This window comes from Neobacillus cucumis (assembly GCF_016908975.1).
Taxonomy (GTDB): domain Bacteria; phylum Bacillota; class Bacilli; order Bacillales; family Cytobacillaceae; genus Neobacillus; species Neobacillus cucumis.
The window spans coordinates 20,583-41,490 of record NZ_JAFBEX010000006.1; the positions used below are offsets into that span (position 1 = coordinate 20,583).

16 protein-coding genes and 2 pseudogenes are annotated in these 20,908 nt (G+C 36.7%); 5 read left to right on the forward strand and 13 right to left on the reverse strand.

Annotated elements, in window-relative coordinates:
* Positions 1 to 80: 80 nt before the first annotated feature.
* Complete coding sequence (locus JOC76_RS09150; RefSeq protein WP_205177303.1) at positions 81 to 1,199, forward strand: oxygenase MpaB family protein; 1,119 nt, start codon at positions 81 to 83, stop codon at positions 1,197 to 1,199.
* A gap of 227 nt (positions 1,200 to 1,426) precedes the next feature.
* Here JOC76_RS09150 and JOC76_RS09155 read toward each other — a convergent pair whose 3' ends face one another.
* From JOC76_RS09155 to JOC76_RS09185, 6 genes and pseudogenes are all read right to left on the reverse strand, one after another.
* Positions 1,427 to 2,938: a hypothetical protein gene (locus JOC76_RS09155; RefSeq protein ID WP_205177304.1), complete on the reverse strand. Its 1,512-nt coding sequence runs from the start codon at positions 2,936 to 2,938 to the stop codon at positions 1,427 to 1,429.
* Positions 2,939 to 2,951: 13 nt separating this feature from the next.
* Positions 2,952 to 4,010, reverse strand: coding sequence for a mannose-1-phosphate guanylyltransferase (locus tag JOC76_RS09160; RefSeq protein ID WP_205177305.1), 1,059 nt, complete (start codon positions 4,008 to 4,010; stop codon positions 2,952 to 2,954).
* Positions 4,011 to 4,042: 32 nt separating this feature from the next.
* Positions 4,043 to 4,975 carry a GDP-L-fucose synthase family protein gene (locus JOC76_RS09165; protein WP_205177306.1) on the reverse strand — a complete coding sequence of 311 codons (933 nt, stop codon included), beginning with the start codon at positions 4,973 to 4,975 and terminating at the stop codon, positions 4,043 to 4,045.
* Between the two features lie 32 nt (positions 4,976 to 5,007).
* A complete protein-coding gene (gene gmd / locus JOC76_RS09170) occupies positions 5,008 to 6,024 on the reverse strand; it encodes a GDP-mannose 4,6-dehydratase (protein ID WP_205177307.1) in 1,017 nt (338 codons plus the stop codon).
* Positions 6,025 to 6,623: 599 nt separating this feature from the next.
* Positions 6,624 to 7,310: pseudogene (locus JOC76_RS29935) on the reverse strand (DUF4230 domain-containing protein).
* A gap of 711 nt (positions 7,311 to 8,021) precedes the next feature.
* Positions 8,022 to 9,704: a GMC family oxidoreductase gene (locus tag JOC76_RS09185; RefSeq protein ID WP_205177310.1), complete on the reverse strand. Its 1,683-nt coding sequence runs from the start codon at positions 9,702 to 9,704 to the stop codon at positions 8,022 to 8,024.
* A gap of 351 nt (positions 9,705 to 10,055) precedes the next feature.
* On the opposite strand from JOC76_RS09185, the gene JOC76_RS09190 reads away from it, so the two are divergent.
* Positions 10,056 to 10,823, forward strand: a complete 768-nt coding sequence (locus JOC76_RS09190) for an SDR family oxidoreductase (protein ID WP_205177311.1) — start codon at positions 10,056 to 10,058, stop codon at positions 10,821 to 10,823.
* A gap of 607 nt (positions 10,824 to 11,430) precedes the next feature.
* Here JOC76_RS09190 and JOC76_RS09195 read toward each other — a convergent pair.
* Positions 11,431 to 11,856: an SRPBCC family protein gene (locus JOC76_RS09195; RefSeq protein WP_205177312.1), complete on the reverse strand. Its 426-nt coding sequence runs from the start codon at positions 11,854 to 11,856 to the stop codon at positions 11,431 to 11,433.
* 501 nt (positions 11,857 to 12,357) lie between these two features.
* A pseudogene (locus JOC76_RS29940) lies at positions 12,358 to 12,471 on the reverse strand (hypothetical protein); the annotation flags it as partial.
* A 79-nt stretch (positions 12,472 to 12,550) separates the two neighbouring features.
* Between JOC76_RS29940 and JOC76_RS09200 the strand changes: the two are divergent.
* Positions 12,551 to 13,003 carry a Gp49 family protein gene (locus JOC76_RS09200; RefSeq protein ID WP_205177313.1) on the forward strand — a complete coding sequence of 151 codons (453 nt, stop codon included), beginning with the start codon at positions 12,551 to 12,553 and terminating at the stop codon, positions 13,001 to 13,003.
* 247 nt (positions 13,004 to 13,250) lie between these two features.
* On the opposite strand, the gene JOC76_RS09205 is transcribed toward JOC76_RS09200, so the two are convergent.
* The gene (locus JOC76_RS09205) at positions 13,251 to 13,721 is read right to left on the reverse strand and encodes a hypothetical protein (protein ID WP_205177314.1); all 471 of its coding nucleotides are present in this window, start codon (positions 13,719 to 13,721) and stop codon (positions 13,251 to 13,253) included.
* 120 nt (positions 13,722 to 13,841) lie between these two features.
* Positions 13,842 to 14,078 (reverse strand): hypothetical protein, encoded by a 237-nt coding sequence (locus JOC76_RS09210; RefSeq protein WP_205177315.1) that lies wholly within the window; start codon positions 14,076 to 14,078, stop codon positions 13,842 to 13,844.
* A 294-nt stretch (positions 14,079 to 14,372) separates the two neighbouring features.
* Between JOC76_RS09210 and JOC76_RS09215 the strand changes: the two genes are divergently transcribed.
* Positions 14,373 to 14,867: a GNAT family N-acetyltransferase gene (locus JOC76_RS09215; RefSeq protein WP_205177316.1), complete on the forward strand. Its 495-nt coding sequence runs from the start codon at positions 14,373 to 14,375 to the stop codon at positions 14,865 to 14,867.
* 486 nt (positions 14,868 to 15,353) lie between these two features.
* Entirely contained in the window at positions 15,354 to 16,244 is an 891-nt protein-coding gene (locus JOC76_RS09220; RefSeq protein WP_239557646.1) for an alkaline phosphatase family protein, read from the forward strand.
* 736 nt (positions 16,245 to 16,980) lie between these two features.
* Here the strand turns inward: JOC76_RS09220 and JOC76_RS09225 are convergent.
* The 3 genes from JOC76_RS09225 to JOC76_RS09235 form a co-directional block, all read right to left on the reverse strand.
* On the reverse strand, positions 16,981 to 17,424 hold the full coding sequence (locus JOC76_RS09225) for an SRPBCC family protein (protein ID WP_239557647.1): 444 nt from the start codon (positions 17,422 to 17,424) through the stop codon (positions 16,981 to 16,983).
* Positions 17,425 to 18,298: 874 nt separating this feature from the next.
* Entirely contained in the window at positions 18,299 to 19,393 is a 1,095-nt protein-coding gene (locus tag JOC76_RS09230; RefSeq protein ID WP_205177524.1) for an acetyl-CoA C-acyltransferase, read from the reverse strand.
* Positions 19,389 to 20,852: an AMP-binding protein gene (locus tag JOC76_RS09235; protein ID WP_205177317.1), complete on the reverse strand. Its 1,464-nt coding sequence runs from the start codon at positions 20,850 to 20,852 to the stop codon at positions 19,389 to 19,391. Before JOC76_RS09235 ends, JOC76_RS09230 begins: the two co-directional genes overlap by 5 nt.
* Positions 20,853 to 20,908: the final 56 nt, after the last annotated feature.

The window sequence follows — 20,908 nt, forward strand, 5'->3', positions numbered from 1 at the left end:
CATGTTTTCATATTAGTAGAAATATATATATAATGTTTCAAGTCTTTAATCTACCAGGGAATCGTAAGAGGGGGAAAGAGATGTTATATACAGATGAGTTTTTGGAGAAGTTACGGATGGAAGGCGATCCAGTACCAGACCGAATAATTGAAGAATTGTTCAAGAACTGTCAGGTTGGCTCCGTAAATGGTTTGTTGAAGCAATTAATGTACAATGACCAAGAGTATCCGGAAGAGCTGCCAGATACGATAGAATTTTGGCTCAAGGAAACAGCTTATTGCCCAGAAGACGTGGACTTGGCAAGAATAAGAAATGCAACAAATTTATTTCAGGAACATGGCATTGCCATCACCTTCTTATTATCAACATCCTCACTTGTGAATTGTTACGCAGCACGTAAAGGTGTGAAGGTCCTTACATTCAGTTACCGTTTAGGTCAAAATGCATACCGCAGGATAGCAGAAACTGGGCAATTTGTTCTTCATGTCATGGCGCCAGGCGGACTTGAACCCAGGGGACAAGGAATCAAAGCCATTCAAAAAGTCCGCTTAATGCATTCAGCCATTCGGAATTTGGTTCAAAAGACCGGCAGATGGGATGAGAAAGAGAATGGCATCCCTATCTGTCAGGAGGATCTGCTTGGTACCCTATTAACCTTTTCCATTGTTATCATAGATGGACTTCGTCATTTAGGTATGAAAGTAACAGAAAAACAGGCGGAAGATTACCTGTACTTTTGGAAAGTTGTTGGAGCCATGCTAGGAGTTCGGAAGGATATTCTCCCAGAAACCACGGAAGAAGCAATTCAGTTGGAAAAAATGATTAAAAAAAGACATCATGGACCTTCTCCTGAAGGCATTCAGATGACCCGTGCACTACTTGAGTTTCATGCAGGCCTCATTCCCGGCCAGATGTTTGACAACATAATCCCTGCCCTAATTCGGGAAACCGTAGGAGACGAAATAGCAGACTGGATGGATGTCCCGCACTCCAATTGGCAAAACCTTATGAAATACAAAGAGCTAATGGGTTTTTTTCTTGATTCGGATTATACGGGCTTTTTTGGAAGTATGGTCAATCGGCTTGGATTAGCGTTAATTAAGCGCCAGTCACTTGCCATGACCGATTATGAATATACCCCATTTCTTATACCAACCGAACTGCGGAAGTTATGGGGGATTGAGGAAAAAATAGTATAACAATAAAACAATACGGGATTATGTGTAAATTACATAATCCCCCTATTCCTCCTTGAATCATTAAGAAAGACCGTCATCCTTTTGCGTTAAAGGGCTGATGACATCCCTAATAAAAGGATAGAATTGAATAGAAGGCAGGACTTTTATGAGGATAGTAATGTTGCAGAAAAATATAGTGGATCGGTTGTTAACTTGAAAGATTCCGTTTATTGGATAATAATAATTATTTAAATTTCAATCCCGCTTTTTGAAATAACGATGTCCCACATTTTACTGTGTAAGTCATAGTGACTCAAACCCGGATACAATTTTTTAAGATACTTTTCTATCACGATGCTATTAATTAGATATTCATTGTGACCTTCATCCCATTGCTGAGGATGAATGACATGATATCCAATAGGGTTTAATATTCGTTTTGTTTTTTGATGTTTGGCGGCTAGAAGGCAAACCATCCACCAATCCCACGCCGGCTGCCCCATGCAGAGCCCATCATCCTCAAATATTTTGATCAAATTTTTATTAAAAAAGAAATAATCAACCCCATTACTCATGTTTCCATAGGAATCATTAATATGGTTGACATCGATTCGATGACCATATACCAGACTATCCAGTGCTTGTTCATAAATCACGTTTACTAAATCTGGCTTTGCATTTTTAAAATGAATATCTGAATTGATAATTCCGACAACTGTATAATCGGAACTTTCCAGAACCTTCATTAAATCATATATATAGATGTATGGTTTACCATAGTTCCCCTTAGCACTTCTGTCTGCAATATGGAACTTGATTTCAGGAAAATGTGGTTTCAGTTTTTCTACTTCCTCTTTTGTATTTACAGACACCACATCAAAACCGCTTTCTAACCATGTCCTTATGGCGTTTCTTTGGACTTCAATTCGATTAGGCCCTATGGATGTAACAACTAAGATGGATTTTAAATTGCCAGGTTTTGATTTTAAAGGATTTTCCTGGCCAGGATATTCAATTCCCCTTTTGGAAATAACAATCTTCCACATTTTACTGTTTAATTCGTTTTTAGTTGCGTTCGGATACATTTTCTGAAGATATTTTTTAAACACAATACTCTCAATCAAATATTGGTTAAGGGATTCATACCACTCCTGTGGATGAATTTGATGCAATACAATCTTGCTCAACATCCGCTTTGTCGTTTTGTTATTGGCAGCTGCCACACAGACCATCCACCAGTCCCAAGCAGGTTGTCCCATACAAAGTCCTTCGTCTTTATAAATGGAAATTAAGTTTTTATCAAAAAAGAAATAATCAACCCCATTGCTTAGGGTTCCATCGTTGTCATCAAGATGGTTAACATCAAGCCTGTGACCGTAAACAAGGCTGTCCAGTGCTTCTTTGTATATAAAATCTATGAAATCATTCTTTACGCCTTTAAAGTGGATGTCTGAATTGATGATTCCGACAATCTTGTAGTCTGTACGATCCAGGTAGCGCATGAAATCATAGATATACACATATGGTTTTCCATACCTTTCCTTCGCACTTCTCTCGACGACATGAAACTGGATATGCGGGAAATGTTGTTGAAGAATGGCAGCCTCTTCCTTTGTATTTAATGAAACTACTGAAAAGCCCAGCTTTAGCCATGTAGCAATTGCCATCTGTTGTATATCAATTCTATTAGGTGAAATAGAAGTAGCAAGCAAGATTTTTTTGGATGGATTATGATAATACGGCACTGTTTTGTAAGTCATCGTAATTTTCCTCCTATAAAAATTTCTCGTACCCGCTTTTCTTAAGCATCGCGACAAGATCCTTGACTTCCTGTGCCCTTTCTTTCTTACAAACCAAAATAATCCCTTCCGTCTCAATAATGATAATATCCTTGAGTCCTATCGTTGTTATGAAGCTATCCAAACTATAAATAGTAGAATTTTCAGTATCGATACCTAGATGGTTCCCAATGACTGAGTTATGATGTTCATCTGTCCCGGCCAGAATGGATATAGCATCTAAGCTTCCGATATCAAACCAATCAAAATATCCTTTAACGACATGAAGGTTTTGAAATTTTTCAAGGAAGGCATAATCAAAGGAAATATCCTCTAATTGGCTGTAGGCTGCTTCAATATTAGTTGAAAGATCATTACTGGTCAGAGCATTAGTCAAACTTTCGTAGTGTTTGGGCATGATATGTTTAATTCCCGCTATTAACGACTCCAATTGTCCGGCCACGATACCGCTATTCCATAAATATTGATTTGTTTTGATATAATCATTTGCCGTTTCTAAATCTGGTTTCTCCTTAAATTGAACAACCTTTGAAATTCCCTTTTCATCCTCGGAATCTATTTGAATATATCCAAATCCGGTGGCAGGATAAGTTGGGTTTACCCCAATAATCATCATTTTTCCCCTGCATTCAGCTTCCTGATAGACCTGATTGATGGCATTTAAATAGGCGGCCTTATTCCTTACAAAACTATCCGCAGGAATAAAACAAACAACCCCTTTACCAAATTTTTTTTCTAAAAAGAGACTTGCGTAGGAAATGCACGCTGCTGTGTTTTTTTTTAATGGCTCAATAATGATATTTGATACGGGAATTAACCCGTTAACATCTTCCTCAGTAAGCTGTAAGTAATCTTTATTTGTAATAACAAAGCAATTTTCAGATGGAATCACTTCACATATTCGTTCAATTGTTTGGACAAGGAAGGATTTCTTGCCATCCAGGTTTATAAACTGTTTTGGTTTATGTTCTTTGGAGAGAGGCCAGAGCCTTGTCCCCGAACCCCCCGCCATAATTACGGCATATTTTTCCAATTAACACACTCCTTTTTATAGACTTATAAAGTTTAAGATTGTTTAGTCTTAAGGTAAGATTCATAGGTTAATTTAAGACCCTCTTCTAAACTGATCCTCGGTTTCCAACCCATGTTTGCTATCTTTGTGACATCTAATAATTTCCTGGGTGTTCCATCCGGTTTGCTTGCATCAAACACAATCTTGCCTTTATAATCAACGATTCTTCTAATCATCTCCGCAACGTTGCGAATACTTAAATCCAATCCAGTTCCAATATTTATGTGTTCGACTCCATCATAGTTTTTCATTAAGAATACGCAAGCCTCTGCCAAGTCATCTGCATACAAAAATTCTCGAAGAGGGCTCCCTGTTCCCCATAATTCAACATAAGGATCATTGAATTTTTTGGCAGCCTCCATTTTGGAAATAATGGCTGGAAGGACATGTGAATCATCTGAATCAAATCGATCGTTTGGACCATAAAGATTAGTGGGCATTGCGCTAATAAAGTTGGATCCATACTGTTCCTTATAGTATCGGCACATTTTTAGTCCAGCAATTTTTGCAAGTGCGTACGCCTCATTTGTTGGCTCCAGCGGTCCTGTTAATAAATATTCTTCTTTAATTGGCTGTGGGCAATGCTTGGGATAAATACAAGAACTCCCCAAGAATAAAAGCTTCTTTATGTTATGGTTAAAGGCGCTCTTGATTACATTGCATTCGATAAGCAGATTTTCCATAATAAAGTCAGCAGGATAAGCATTATTTGCACCGATGCCGCCCACTTTGGCGGCTGCCAAAAAAACATATTCAATATTTTCTTCTGAAAAAAACCTTTCAACTGCTTCCTGGTTAGTTAAATCAAGCTCTTTATGCGTTTTACTAATGATATTATGATAACCATGCTTGTTAAGAATTCTTATAATGGCTGACCCGACAAGACCAGTATGCCCTGCCACATAAATACGGCTATTCGTTTCCACTTTTTTTAACCCCCTTTGCTATACATGATGGGTTAACCATTTAGATCACTTTTTACCATCATTTCAACAAGTTGTTTAAAAGAAACTTGTTGCACCCAGCCAAGTTTGTTTTTTGCCTTCGCAGGATCTCCTAACAGTAAATCGACTTCGCTTGGTCTAAAGTACTCACTGCTAATCGCAATCAATTCTTTCCCAGTATCTGCATCGATCCCTTTCTCATCTAATCCATCACCTGACCAAATTAAATTTATCCCCGCATAATTAAAGGCAAGTTCACAAAATTCCCTTACTGTATGGGTTTCGCCAGTTGCAATCACATAGTCATCCGGTTGATCCTGCTGAAGCATTAACCACATGGCTTCCACATAATCTCCCGCAAAACCCCAGTCCCTTTTGGCATTTAAATTTCCTAAAATGAGTTTTTCCTGTTTACCTTTGATAATATTTGCAATACCAGTAGTTATTTTTCTGGTTACAAAAGTTTCACCTCTTCTAGGTGATTCATGATTAAATAGAATCCCGTTACAGGCGAATAGATCATACGCTTCTCTATAGTTCACTGTAATCCAGTACGCATAAAGCTTTGCTACTGCATAAGGGCTTCTTGGGTAAAAGGGTGTGTTTTCATTCTGAGGAATCTCTCTGACCATGCCATATAGTTCACTGGATGAAGCTTGGTAAAATCTAATCTTCGGATTCACTTCTTTAATGCATTCTAAGATTCTTAACGTACCCATCGCATTAACATCAGAGGTATATTGGGGAATATCAAAGGAAACACGTACATGACTCTGTGCTCCCAAATTATAAAATTCATCAGGTTGAATGACGTAAATTAATTTACTTATACTATTTGAATCATTTAAATCTCCGTAATGGAGAAACAGCTTATCCTGTTCATGGCGTTTCAATAAATGATCAATTCTCTCGGTGTTAAGGGAGCTACTCCTGCGAATAATGCCATGAACTTCATACCCTTTTTTAAGAAGAAACTCCGTTAAATACGATCCATCTTGACCGGTAATACCCGTAATTATTGCCTTTTTCAATTTGTCAGCACCCCACTTCCAATTAATCGTTAAATTATCTTATTCCGCTTTTTTCCTATCGCTTGTACGAATGTCCACTTTTTTCCTATATACTCACACTGAGCAAATATCAAAAAAGCACCTCTCCCACTATCCAGAGAAAGGTGCTGCTACTATTTTTTAGAAAAACCTCATTTACTTATGGTACGTTCACTACAATGAATCCTAAATGAGGTTTTCTTGGATTTATGCTAAAAAGCACCCTTTTTATCAAAAACCGTCATCTATGGTTTTCATCTTACTTCCTTTTAAAATAAGAATTCTTATCCTTAATCAAGTAACCAGCGAAATTAAAATAAGCGGAGATTATCCGTTTAAATGTAGCGTGGGAGCTCATTTCGGGGTAAATAAACGGAGGATTTCCGGTTATGCCAAGCAAAATTCCCTATTTTCGCATTTTTCGAGTCAATAAGCGGAATCTCTCCGTCTATTTAAGTTATTTTAAATGCTAATTGCTAATTAAGCGGAATTTTTCCGTCTATCAGATAAAGAGAATTAGGGAGGTTTCAAATCCCCCAAACCATTACATTAGTTTGAGGGAGAATCTTATAAACCACTTATTAACACAGGTGCCGCCGCAACCGATTATTTGAAAGTAATAGTATAATTTGATTTTTTAAAAAATCTTGTAGGGCAAGGCGAGCGTTATCTTCAGCAGTTTTTAAAAGACCAGACTGAGTGGCTTCCTTTTTTATTTTTTGTTTAGCAAGATCTTCTTGTTTGAACCCTTCATCCCAATTGACATCACTACGAAACATGCCTTCACTTGAAAAGGTCTAAATGTTCTTTAAGTAGATAGATGGTGCTTGGACAATGGTGGCATGCGGTAAAGTGATAAGAATCGCCTTCGTGTTGGTATCCAAAGTGATGTCCTTTTTAGTCAAATTCTTCAAGTCAACACCTGCAGTCACTTCTCCAGTAACGACCAAAAATAATGCCCTTTTCGATCCAGGAAAATCAAATGAGATGCTTTTGCCAAATAATTTATTATCTTCTTTAGATACTATGGTTGTGATATGTGCTTGTGCCGTTGCTGTTACAGCTCGTAGATGAAAAAACACACGAACAAACAGGACACACTGGCGGCGGAACCGAAAATCGATCATAAACAATAGCAGTAAAGCAGTGGGGGTCTGTCCCCCACCACTCAGATCAATTGGAAGAAGCAAGAATGCAGATTGCAGTCGCCATTCAAAAGAAATGGTGGAAATGAAAAAATTGTGCCTGGGATCAGTATGGATTTGCATTAAACTAGATTTACGGATTTGCTACCATTCTTAATCCTTTTCGGTTATTTAGAACACTTTAACTAGATGCATCCATCTTGTATGAAAGGCTCAATTCCATAAGAATTGTGCCTTTCAGCATATTTAAAAAACCTCATTTACTTATGATAAGGTTCACCTCAATGAATTCTAAATAAAAAGCTCTTATTAAATGCCTATATCGATAGTTCTTACTTGGCTATTCCCCATAATGAAAAAAAATAGCCCTCAAGTCTGTTCGAAAACAATCCTTAAGGGCATCCAGTCATTATATATAAAAAGGGGGTCAGAAAAAACTTGTCTTCATAATAACCTCTTAATCTTAAAAAAACCTTAACATGTAAGAATATTTATCGAAATTAAATATACATAAAACAACAATATTCCCCGGAAAATGACAACTATTCCTGTTAATCTACATTCCTCTTCTCATTTTCCCTTTATTCAACACCAATTAAACGTTTAATTAAACATGATATTAGGTAAAACAAGTTACTTCTATCCTTTTGATTCTCTTTATCTTCTACATTTCCTATTGTTTCGTAGCCCCACTTAAATGCAAATTTATCACTAAGCGATGTTTGAGATAAGGATATCTCTGCAATCCATAAGCAACTACATCATGACCATTATGCCTTGTATGGAATCACGAGAACCGTCCCCATGCTTCTTCCAGTTCACTGTAACCATTACTTATTTTTCGTCCTGAATAAATTTAACAGCATTTAAACCAATCATTTGTGCCGGTATGGTAGTGTTGCCATCAGGTAAAATGGGGGAGATAGAAAGATCGGCGACTTTCAGGTTCATAGTGCCAAAGACATTTAGATATCCATCTACAACGCCGTCACGAATACTCCTGCCCATCTTGCATTGACCTCCAAAGTGGAAGATATTGCGATATGAAGCCTTTACGTAACTTTCTAATTTTTTACGCTGTTCTTCCCTATTACTCATCTCAAAGATTTTTTCAGATGGGTATACCACTTTGTAAATGCCATCAGGGTCAAGTTCCCGTGCTTTCTTTATAATGTGATATGCCTGGATATACTGATCAACCATAAAAGCCAGGTCATCAGGGTCTCCAAGCGGATTAAGGTCGATGGAAGGATAAGCTTCAGGATCGCTGTGTGCAGCTAATATAGTCCCCCTGCTTTTTGGGTTTAGGTCAAAAAGTCCAAGGCTCATAATATTGCTTTTCTTTTCAGGATCAAAAGCCCAGTTTTTAGCTAGTACATCTTGAGTAGGAAGAAACGTTGGTGTTGGGGATCCATATATTTGTAGGCGACGACCTCCACTTCTTCCGTCACCTTTAAAAGCACCCAGTGGAAATGGATTGTCTGGATCGGCAGACATCAGATCTAAAATTCTCTGGGTATTAACTCTTACACCCATTCCGATTGTAAAATGGGCTTGAAAGTTGTGCCCTACATTGGGGCTGTTAATAAGTGTTTCAATACCCGCTCTAGCTAGGTCATCCGGGTCCCCAATTCCAGAACGTTGTAAAATAACAGAGGAAAAATTACCTGCACAAACGATAATCCCCTTTTTAGCGTATGCTCTATTTGTTTTACCGTTTCGGACAAATTCAACACCCACGGCGACTTGAATGGTTCCATCTTGCTCAAAAAGAATTTTATTCACTGTTGTTTTGGAGAAAATAACTAAATTTCTGCGCCCAACTCCAACTTCATCTGGATGAAACTCATTTCCTTGTGTGACAATTTTTCCATTTAAATATCCTGTAGCAGTAGATGAGCGAACGAAGTGTCCATTCACTTCCTTATTTAAAAATTGTGATTTGTAAAATGTACAATCCCTGATACCGGTATTGTAATCCTCCACAATAGGAATATTTAATACATCTGATGCTGCTCTTGCTAACGTAACAGTTATCCCATCGTTTGGAATGATTTGCTGTCTAACAAAAATGGGTCCGCTTCTTCCGCGTTCTTCAGGTTCTTGAGTCCTTCCTGTATATGTTTCATTTTTTATAAATAAAGAACTGACATTGTCATAACTCCATTGAGAGCCAACTAAGCGTGCCCATTCATCATAAAGTTCACCGCTTCCCCGTACGGCATACATGGCATTATGTTCGGAGCTTCCCCCAATCGTTCTGCCGCTCGATATTCTAAGCTGCTGATTCCCAATACTAGGCTCTGCATTTGTAAACATATTAAAGGAATGCCTATTATCAGTAGCCAAAATCCCTGATACCGCACCAGAAGGACTACTAAGTTCTTTAACCATATTCGTTCCTGGTTCAAGGACCATAACAGATGTAGGTTTGTCATCTGATAATTTTTTTGCAATCACTCCTCCAGCAGTTCCAGCCCCGATTACAATATAATCAAAGGAATTCTTCGGAAACATTAGATCAATCCTCTCCTCTCATTTTCTAGTAAGTCTGATTAAATCGTTATATTATATGAATGACGAATATGTATGTTTGTCGAATGTTCAGATCGTTTCGACCTTAATCAATAAATGGGCTGGTGAAATCTTTAAAAAGTTAAAAGTAACATCCTAATTAAGGTACTTTTATTGCCAAAAGGAATAATTTGTGAAGGATTTCACATAAACAAACGGGTGCATATGTAAAAGATGGGATGGCTGTGGCGATCCCGTTTTCTAATGTGCTAAATGGCAGGTTAGTTGCATAAAGTCTAAACCTTGTGAATACTACAATAAAAGAAAATTAATTGAAAAGGGAGGGATATATTTTTGAGGATATTAGTAACGGGCTCAACAGGGCAACTAGGTTCAGCAGTACTTAATCAACTTAAAGATAGTGATTGTAGTGTCAAAATGACTTCAAGACGAAAACCTAAATGTGGAGAAAACTTTGACTGGGTTTATAGTGATATGCTCTCAGGTCAAGGATTAGAAGAGGCAGCAAAAGATATAGATGTGGTTATTCACGCAGCAACTAGCCCAATGAAAAAAACCAAAGAAATTGAAGTATTAGGGCTCTCAAACTTTTTGAGTAAGCTCACACACATAAAACACTTTATTTATCCATCGATTGTCGGTATTGAAGATATACCATTTAAATATTACAAGTATAAATATGAAGCAGAAGAAGTGCTAAAACAAAGTTTTATTCCTTATACAATTGTTCGTGCAACTCAGTTCCATAGCTTTGTTGATTCTTTGTTTTTGTCAAAGCCTGTTTTTAAAGGGTATTTTATTCCTGGGAACATCAAGTTTCAAACTGTGGATGTAGGTGAATTTGCCAATCATTTAATTAAACTAACGGATAAAGGCCCTCTAGGAAAAACTGATGATTTTGCAGGCCCAAAAATAATGACACTAAGAGAAATGGCGGATTTGAAAATTGGAATAAATAATCAACCAAATAGAGTTTATAGCTTCCCCTTTCCAGGAAAACTTTACAAAACTTTATTGGAGGGTAAAAACACTAATCCAATTCAAAAAGTGGGAACAGTTACATTTGAGGACTTTTTAAGAAAAAAGATGACTGAAAGGTAGGGGTGAATGACATAAACACTAATATACTTTTTGTATTAGTTAGTCTCGTTCAAAGATAACTGCTGTTACTGTTTCTCAAGTACAATCACATAAAATTTAGAGTAACGTTAGAACAACTAAATTTATTCAATTAGGCTTTGTACTTTTTGTTTTTGTAATTAGTCTTGGACAAACAACATTAATTTTAACAAAAATGAAATTTCAAAAGAATCTAGATAAACATTTTACATATAAGCTGAGTGTTTCCTCAAAAGTAATGGAAATGTTACCAAATTGCCCCTGTCCATTAACTAAACTGTAAACAAGAAATGTTATATTTATTACGGCCCTAGATCTACCAATCTCTAACGGATGACATAGTTGTAAACCCTAGCAAAAAGCCCGGTTTTCCTATTCCTAGATACCGGGCTTTTTGATGTTTGCTCTCACAATATGCAAACTTCCTATTATAATCATATTTGTAAAGCGATGCTTACTGCACTAACGTTGCAGGCCTAGTACAATAAAGGAAAAAATAAAAAATGGCAGTATCTGTAGTTATTTTATATCCAGATACGCCACTAATTGATTTTAATCACTTATAAAAATGATAACTAGAGCAGCTTTTCTAATCGTTTGTTTGCTCAACATATTTTTTAAAATTATTTAAAATCGCCTGCCATCCTTGTTGTTGAAACTCAATCGGATGTGTAGTTTCAGCATCAAAAGTTTCAATTACTTCGGTTTCGTTTTCTTGAGCTTTAAAATTGATTTTTACTTTTCTTCCATCACCCATGGTATAAGCAATAACCTCATGTAAATTTACTTCATCATAGATTCCACCAAAATCGAAACCAGCACTGCCATCTTTGGCCTCCATTCTTGAAACAAATTTACCACCTGATCTTAGATCATTTTCGGCAAATGGTGTGTACCACTCATCTGAAGCATTGTTCCATTTTGTAATATGATTTGGCTCTGTCCAATACTTCCATACCTTTTCTAATGGTGCTTGAACTATTGTTTCTACTGTAATTTTTTTAGATGTTTGCATTTTATTACCTCCTCTATAAATACAAAAATTTTTGAGAGATCTGTCCACATTAGGTGTCTAGATATATTATAAATGTTTTTTAAGGAGTTTCACTATTAAAAATAGCTAAAAAATAGTAAATAAGGAAATATTTTTGGTTAAGACGACAGAACTTTATCTTCTACATTGTGAAGAAATGCACTTAAACAAATTATTGAACTAAACTGGGATTATGTTTGAGTGTTTATATTTATTAGTTCTTATTGGATACTATACCTTAAAAAAAGAGAAGAATTGGCTTGCTTATTACCTGTTCTTTTTAGGTGGAGGATTATTTTTGTTTAGTTATTTTACTTCTAATTCTCAGACAGTCGATGGTCGTATAATGTTCCCTTTGTTCTTAATTTGTGGTTTAGCAAGTATAGCAACTGCCCTAATAATTTATTATCAAATTTTAAACCGAATTAGAATGAAGAAAATGACGAACTAATTTTTTTAGGAAAATGGTGTGTTAGTGGAATAGATCGTTGGGGCTTCCATTACCGACAGCATCGCTAGATAAATCCCAGCACATCCATTTTATCCAATGGAAAGTCCAAAAGAACCAGCAAAGTTGGCAATCCCTTCAGAAACACTTGTAAGCCTCACCTCTTTGAGAATGATTGAATAAGCTATGTTACAGATAAGTTTAATCTTTTATGGAGGGAAAACATCAATGAGGGTATATCAGGTTAAGGGTACATCTAATAAAGTAGAATTGTTGGAAATGATGGGAAATGGAAAGGTAAAGGTACGAGATTTATATACTAATGAGGTAATTGAAATCACACAGTCGGCATTTCAGATGGCATTTGAACCTGCGTCATTATCAGTGGAGGACTATAAAAAAATGAAGGAACAAGAATGGACCAGCCAACCATCACGAATGGAAGCTGAGTCTGTCCTAGAAAAATCGAATATGGAGATTGTGGAACTGTTTGGGAATTGTACGATTGTAGCAGTACAGCTTCACAATGGATATGTATTGGTAGAATCATATATATGTAATGATTCTAACGAATATAATAGAGATCAAAATGTCCAGCAATGTTTAGAACAAATTAAGAAGAAAATTTTTGATTTAGAAACGTACAAACTGCAAAGTGCGAATCTGCAAGAACTCGAATGATGCCTTTTATAGTATTTTTTAATGGCCAAATACAGTATTTTTTACTGAGGTATAAATAGATGGGCTCATTATCATTTATGGTCCCTGGCTCGGATGAATATATAAAAAACCTGTATTTAATAAATTCTATACAGGTTTTTTGAATTTCCCATTTAATTGTCAATAACCCCAAATAATTCCACGCTGACTGTTTGTTAACAGGCCCTATATAACTCCCCTTTTATAATGAGCCTCGTTTTTAATGGTATCAATTAAGTTTCTCAATCGATAACGATGCTGCATTAACTGGAATAGATTTCCCGGCATCTATTACAAACGGTAATAGGATATCAGTAGTTCTTCCTATATTTTTAAGATGGATCTTGGTGTTACGGGGAATATGGATAATAGCCTGTCCAGTAAGCATAAGAATAGCATTATCCACTTGCCTTGTGATGCCATAATCAGTAAGACTAACCGGAATATGATTCAAGAATATACCATATACCGATGTTGACTTAGGACCGCCAATGAGCAAAATATATTCTATCTTATAGTCCCCTGATTCTAAAACAGTTAATGTACCGCTGGATGGGGAAAACTTTATATTTTCCAAAGCCCCATGTTGATTAAATCTTACATTTTCCATTGGATTGACTGGAATAGTCTCTGAATCTGAACCTGTGAGTGCCACATAGCCATATGCTGGTGAGTATTTCTTCCAATTTCGATCTGACATAATTATCACCACCTTTTAAAATATCATATTAGGAAAAGAATGAAATGCTTGTACAACAAGCATCCTGATGACCTTTGTTATTCAAAATATGTCTAATGCCCTACAGTTCCTTCCTATCATTTAAAAGAAACAGAAGAAGGGGTCAAAAAAGAAAAATCTAAATGGGCAGAAGAATGGACAAAAGAATGGAAAGGCATATCCATCACTATTATTTGAGCGGGAAGAATTTAATTCCTCAATTTCCAGACCATCTTTTTTAACATTTACGACTCTACCTACGACCCATTCACCATTTTCATGTCGGAAGCGTATGATCCTACCTTCTAAATGCTTCGCACTTTCATAATTTAATTGCACTACAAAGGACCTCCTTTCTATATTGGACTTGCTATATAATATGATTGGAGGTATGAAGTTGTTTGGGTATTCTACCATTTCTAGTATCTTATAAAACATTAAATTGAGAATGCTATAAATTACAACTGGACAAGTTACCTGGAGTCCATATAAATTAAAAAGTTAATTTTAGACCAAAAAACCTTGGTAGATTTTTTTACATAAACCATCTATCTAATTTTTTGTGTGATATTTTTAACTATAGAAACTAAGTTAGTGTGGTTGGCTTCGGAAATCTATTGTGAGGGAGAAAATATGAATTTAGAAATAAGGTTAGCAGATGAGAAAGAAACTCCAATTGTTCATAGGCTTATGTTAGAGGCGTTTGAAGAATATCGATTCCTTGAAGTTCCTTCAAGTGCATTAAATGAATCACTAGATACTTTGCTAAATGTACTTAAAAATGGTTCGGAAAAAGTCTTATTGTGCTTTGTAGATGGGGAACCATTAGGTTCTTCAAGATTTAAAATCAAAGGAGATTCGTTATATTTTTCAAGATTATCTGTAACACCACACGCAAGAGGAAAGGGGATTGCAAAGGCTATTTTATTGTGGCTTGAGAAATATGCTAGTGAAAATGGAAAAATGAAAATGGAATGTCGAGTTCGAGCTTCATTATCTAAAAATATAAGTTTATACGAGGCAATGGGTTATATTGTTTCTGAAGAAGAAGTTGTAACCAATCCTAATGGTTACCCTGTTAAAACAGTGGTAATGGAAAAGAATTTAGAACAAGTAACGGCTTGTTAAACTCCTAACATGATTCGCTAATAAAACTAAAACAAACTGTTCTTTGCAAATAAAATGGAAGTTTGTTTTATGGATATTAGGCTCATATCAAAAAGGACATGGTTTTAATCTAATTTCTATTTTTGTGTTTCACTTAAATGAGCAAAAACTGTGTCATTTAACTAGAATTAAACATGGCTAGTATTTTAGTAAGCCGTTCTCTTTTGAGGTACCCGCATAGCAAAAAGCACATATAAAAACATTTATAAAAGCAGTGTGTTTCTCTATGGAACACTGCTTTTTGCACGTTTTCAGGAAGATATGTTTGAATTTTTTATACTAGTTTATTTAACCGTCCCCATACTTCTTGAAAAATGACTAAAAAGGAATCACTAGAACCGTCCCCATGCTTCTCTTAATTTAATGTAAATTTTATCTTTACCCATTCGCCTTAAGGGATGGTTGGTGGTATCCTTCTAGTATAAATTGGTAATGGAGGGATAATGATTGGTTAAAAAGTCGAGGCTCTTAATGGCAGGAGTAGGATTGATGATCGCGTTAAGTGCCTGTTCGCAATCTACACCAAAGAAGACCCTGACCTCACCAGACAACACTGTACATAAGGAGGCAGAAACAGCAGCACTGCCGAAGATTGACCATATTTTGATTGTGGTGGAAGAAAACCACTCCAAAAACCAGATTCTTGGTGATTCATCCGCCCCCTATATGAATTCATTAATGAAGCAAGGCGCTAACTTTACAAATTATCACGCAATCACTCATCCGAGCCAGCCAAATTATTTAGATTTGTTTTCAGGATCCAATCAAGGAGTGACAGATGACAAGAAGCCAAAGTCCAAATTCTCTACTGATAATTTGGCCAGTGAATTAATCGAAAAGAATTACTCATTTATGGGATACTCAGAGGGGCAACCTTCCGTCGGCTATAATAAGGAGTATGCGGATAATGGATATGCTCGAAGGCACAATCCTTGGTCAAACTTTGCGAATATTCCAAAAGAGACTAATCAACCGTTAACCAATTTCCCAAAAGATCTCTCAAAATTACCAACGGTCTCTTTTGTGATTCCAACGGTTGATACAGATATGCATGATGGGACTGTCAAGGAAGCGGACAATTGGTTAAAAGAACACATCGATGACTATGTCCAATGGGCAAAAACACATAACAGCCTTTTAATCGTTACATGGGATGAAGATGAAGGAACAGATAAAAATATCATTCCCACCTTCTTTGTGGGACCAATGGTAAAAACAGGTCAATATAATCAAAATGTGAACCATTTTAACTTATTAAGAACAATAGAGGATATTTATGGGCTATCCCATGCAGGCAAGGCTAAAACTAGTGAACCTATTACAAATATCTGGAAGTAACGAATTTTAATAGTTCATATATCGCACTTATCGGTTGGGGGATCAGGTTAAGCACCCGATCTGTAAAATTGACGGAAAAATTCCGCCTAATTGGTAATTCTTATTAATAAAAGCTTAAATAAACGGAGAAATTCCGCCTATTTACTCAAAAAATTCGAAAATGGGGGACTTTGCTTTGCATAAGCGGAAAAACTCCGCTTATATATCTCGAAACAAGCTCCATTCTGCATTTAACCGGAAAATCTCCGCTTATTTTACTTTTGCAGGTTACTAGATTAAGGGCAAGACATCATATTTAAAAGTATCTCAAAAAATCCATCAGTATTTAATTAGCCCTGTCTGGATTCCCATAACCTCCAAAAGCGGTTTCCACTTGGATATAGGAAACTTATTTTCGCCCTCACGCGTACTTGATGCAGTGCAAATCCATATTTACCAATATGCCCAGTTGTGGTTAAAAAAAGTACCCATTTACCATTAGAATCCATCTCAAAAGTACGGTAAGCCATCAGAATCCTCACCATGGTCCTTCCAGGAAAGCCCTTCAAAAAAGCACAAAAAATAGCCCTCAAGATTATTAGTAAATAATCAATGAAGGCATCCAAATAATTCTATATAAAAGGGGGTCTGAAAAAGCTTGTCTTAATAATAAACTCTTATCCTTAAAAAAATCTTAACATGCAATTATTGTTGAAATGATATCAAGCAACAATATTCCACGAAAAACCACTGAAAACTATGAGAATACCAGAATTTTACGTGCGATAGATTCTGTTAAACGAGATGCTACCTTTGGAACAGCCCATTTAATAATGGGTGTTAACACCGCACCTGATAATCCACCTGCATGAACGTTCACCGTACAAGTCATGGTTGTTTTACCATTTACATCTTCTGCAGTAAAGTGACCGCTTCCGGTAAAATTATCTGATAAACCTTTTAGTTCAAACTTAACATTTGAAGGTTCATTCCATTCAGTAATATCTACCTGCGCTTGTATTGTTTTTTTAATACCTTTCAAACTACCTTCAAATGTCCAAATAGATTGCTTGTCATTTATGATTTCATGTTCTTTATAGGCTGGTACTGACGTCGCCCATTTTTCAAGATCACTAACATAATCCCAAACTGCTTGTACATCTACTGGAATTTCTACTATATGTGTTCCCGTTGCCACCATAATCACCACTTTCACTATGTATGAATTGTAAATTTACATTTCTACAAAATAATTATTACATAAAAAGCATAAACTTACACCACTGATTATACATAGCTTTCCTTTAATCATGGGTGACTCATGGGGACGGTTCTTCTGATTCGGAATCACGAGAACCGTCCCCATGATTCTTTTGAATAACGAATTGGTCTAGTCCCTTACCTTTCTGAATAATTCGATGAAAAACAAAGATAAATAGAGAAATAAGGAGATAATACTACATTTCATTCGCTTACATAGTCATTGTTTCCGTTTTCTTGAACTTTGTCAAAAGTTAACCAACATATTATCATGAATTCATAATCAATTAACAGGAGGTCAACAAAATGAAAAAATTCTTTAAATTAATTTCAGCAGTAAAATTGGACTTAGCAGACTCCATGAACAAATACGGATCAGAACGTGTGAAAGCGTACATTCATTTTTAATATCAGGAGCCAATCAATCTCATCAAGTTAGGATGGTTTATAATTGTCTAAATATATTAAATATTACCCTTGCAACCTGTTCCATAAATAAAATGAGAATAGGTTGTATTTTTTTTATGTTGCTTTCTCTCATATCTTTCAACAAATCTAGACTGATTTCACTTGAACTAACAAGATTCTATTCAATTCCCACATTTTCCACATTAAACAAACGTTTAATTAAAAATGAGCTCAACCTGCTCCATTGCTGAAAGGCTCGCTCCGAACCTCTAAAAAAAATGTCAGGGATTGACTCCTCTAATTTGAATGACCATGGCACTAATAGAAAAATGAACCATTGAGGATATGTGCGAATGAACAATTACTGCAATCGAGTTCCACTATATAACGTGATTTTTTCTCCTTCGTCATATGGCCACCTCGAATAGGACTGCTAATCCGATTCCTCCACCGCTGCCTATTGCCGCTAGTACATATTTAACATTCTCTCGTCTTTGAACTTCGTAGAACAGCCTCGTGATCAAGATACTTCCCGAAGCTCCATAAGGATGTCCTAACGTTAAAGCTCCTCCGCGAACATTTATTTTGTCACAAGGAATAGAAAGTTCTTTCATACAGGCGACGATCTTCGAAGAGAAAGCTTCGTTTATTTCAATTAAGTCAATATCCGCAATAGTTAACCGGTTTCTTTTTAATAAGGCTTGAATAGCCGGAATTGGGGCTGCCCCGGGATAATGTGGATGGACACCTGAGATTTCACTATCCAAAAATCGCAGGATAGGCCGGAAACCATTATTTAAAGCCATACTTTCTTCCATGACAAGAACAGCTGAAGCTCCGTCATGAATACCGCAACTGTTCGCTGCTGTAACCGTACCGTTCCTTTTAAATATGGGCTTCGCCCTATTTAATAGTAATTCCAGCTTTCTTTTCCTCAATAGTTCTTCATCCTGATGGTAATCCCCAATCGGAATGATCTCCTGAGTAAAATACCCTTTTTCATACGCCTCCCAGCTACGCTTGTAACTTAATAGTGCATATTCATCTTGCATTTCTTTTGAAATAGCATATTTTTCTGCCACATATTCTGCGGCAACGCCCATATCGGGGTCACCCATTTTTTCAGGAGAAAATCTCGCTCTTGCTGGAAACGGAGAGGTGCTCGTGCTTTCTACACCACCAGCAATGTAACAGCGGCCAGCTCCACCTTGGATATAGTAACATGCCATTCGAATCGCTTCTAACCCTGCACTGCATTGACGGTCAATGGTAAGTCCCGTTACAGAGAGAGGTAATCCTGCTTCTAATGCAGCCAACCGGGCTACGTTTCCACCGGGTCCAACAACATTCCCCAAAATGATGTCATCCATCTTTTCTTCTAATCCATGCGCTAAATGCTGGAGAAGAGGAACGGCAAGCTCATGTGGCTGAATATCCCGTAACATTCCATTCACTTTTCCAATTGGTGTACGTTTCGCATGGACAATGACGGCTCTTTTAATCACTGGTCACCTCGCTTTCGATGTGTTTTTTTAGCTCAGCACGAGCAATCTTTCCGCTCGTGGTATAGGGCATATCAGATAGAAAAAACCATTTGCGAGGAATTTTATAAGAAGCCAAATACTTCATACAAAGTCTTTTTAACTCTAATGGACTGCCCTTTCCCTTCACTGCCGCAGCCACAACCTGACCCCAATATGAATCTGGCAGACCAATGACAGCCACTTCCTCGACATCCGGATGCAAGGAAATCACTTTCTCTATTTCTTCAGGAAAAATATTGATTCCTCCATATAAAATCATATTTTGCTCACGGCCCGTAATGTATAGATAGCCATCTTCGTCAAAATAGCCCATATCATGGACCGTAGCCCATCCCTCTTCATCCTGAATAGAATGAACGGCCCCATCGTGATCCATGTATCCATTTATGATCAGTCCACTTCTTACATAGATCTTTCCAACCTTATTGGGCTTTGCTAAAACCTGATCTTGCTGCCGTATTTGTACCTCTACGCCGTAACAAGGCTTCCCGACGGTTGCTGCCTTTTGCCTCCCATCGTGTTCAGAAAGTACAGTAACGAAACTCAATTCACTGGCTCCATAAAACTCATACATAGTCATATTTGGAAAAATGTTATAGATTTCCAATTTCGATCTTTCAGACCACTTCGCACCCGATGAAAGAAGTTTTATAAACTTATGTATTTGAATTCCTTGTTTCAGGAATGCTTCTATCATTACTGGAACCACATACATCGTGGTAATGGGATAAGATTGTATCCATGAATGCCCTTCAATAGGAGAAAATTTGTCTAATAGATACACGGTTCCCCCTAAATACAAAGTGCTAATAGCTCCATAAAGAAAGTGAGAATGGATTAAGGCTCCAGGAATTAAAACATGATCATATTCATTTATTTCAAAATCAAGACGGTTACAATCAAAGCTCGCTATCCATGAATCCTGGGAACGAACAAACGCTTTTGGATTGCCGGTTGTGCCAGAAGTGAAGCCCATATAAAAAGGCAAATTTTCTTGAGTAGACCTCATGATGTTCGTTTCAAACCGGGATATCTCCCGTAAACTGTCATCCCAACTCATTAGATTTAGAATACTATCTTTCATCTGATTGTACATTTCTCTTGTTGTGACAATGATCGAAGGATTGGAAAGTTTTATTCTCTGTTCTAATTCAGTTGTTTTCCATTTCAAATCATAGGGAACTGCAATCCAGCCAGCCTTGGATGCACCTGCAAAGAGTTGCAGGAAAGGAAGTCCATTAGGCAGAAGGATTCCGATTGTTTTATTTTCTGAATGAAGTGAGGAAAGCCAATTTGCCGTTTGATTGACCCATTCACTCCATTTTTGATAATTGATTTGTTGATGATTTGTATGGATGGCTATTTTGTTGGGGAAAATTTTAGCGGAAGTATCATATGATTCCGTTATATTGCCCATCATTATCACCTCTATAAGAAAAGCGCAAGGCGCTTAGTTTATCGGCGACAAGCACA

What these genes read in the sequence shown, in the direction of transcription:
- JOC76_RS09200 (WP_205177313.1), top strand. Translation starts at nt 12,551, where the DNA reads ATGAGGGTATATCAGGTTAAGGGTACATCTAATAAAGTAGAATTGTTG.
- JOC76_RS09195 (WP_205177312.1), bottom strand. Translation starts at nt 11,856, where the DNA reads ATGCAAACATCTAAAAAAATTACAGTAGAAACAATAGTTCAAGCACCA.
- JOC76_RS09215 (WP_205177316.1), top strand. Translation starts at nt 14,373, where the DNA reads ATGAATTTAGAAATAAGGTTAGCAGATGAGAAAGAAACTCCAATTGTT.
- JOC76_RS09205 (WP_205177314.1), bottom strand. Translation starts at nt 13,721, where the DNA reads ATGTCAGATCGAAATTGGAAGAAATACTCACCAGCATATGGCTATGTG.
- JOC76_RS09225 (WP_239557647.1), bottom strand. Translation starts at nt 17,424, where the DNA reads ATGGTGGCAACGGGAACACATATAGTAGAAATTCCAGTAGATGTACAA.
- JOC76_RS09155 (WP_205177304.1), bottom strand. Translation starts at nt 2,938, where the DNA reads ATGACTTACAAAACAGTGCCGTATTATCATAATCCATCCAAAAAAATC.
- JOC76_RS09185 (WP_205177310.1), bottom strand. Translation starts at nt 9,704, where the DNA reads ATGTTTCCGAAGAATTCCTTTGATTATATTGTAATCGGGGCTGGAACT.
- JOC76_RS09150 (WP_205177303.1), top strand. Translation starts at nt 81, where the DNA reads ATGTTATATACAGATGAGTTTTTGGAGAAGTTACGGATGGAAGGCGAT.
- JOC76_RS09235 (WP_205177317.1), bottom strand. Translation starts at nt 20,852, where the DNA reads ATGGGCAATATAACGGAATCATATGATACTTCCGCTAAAATTTTCCCC.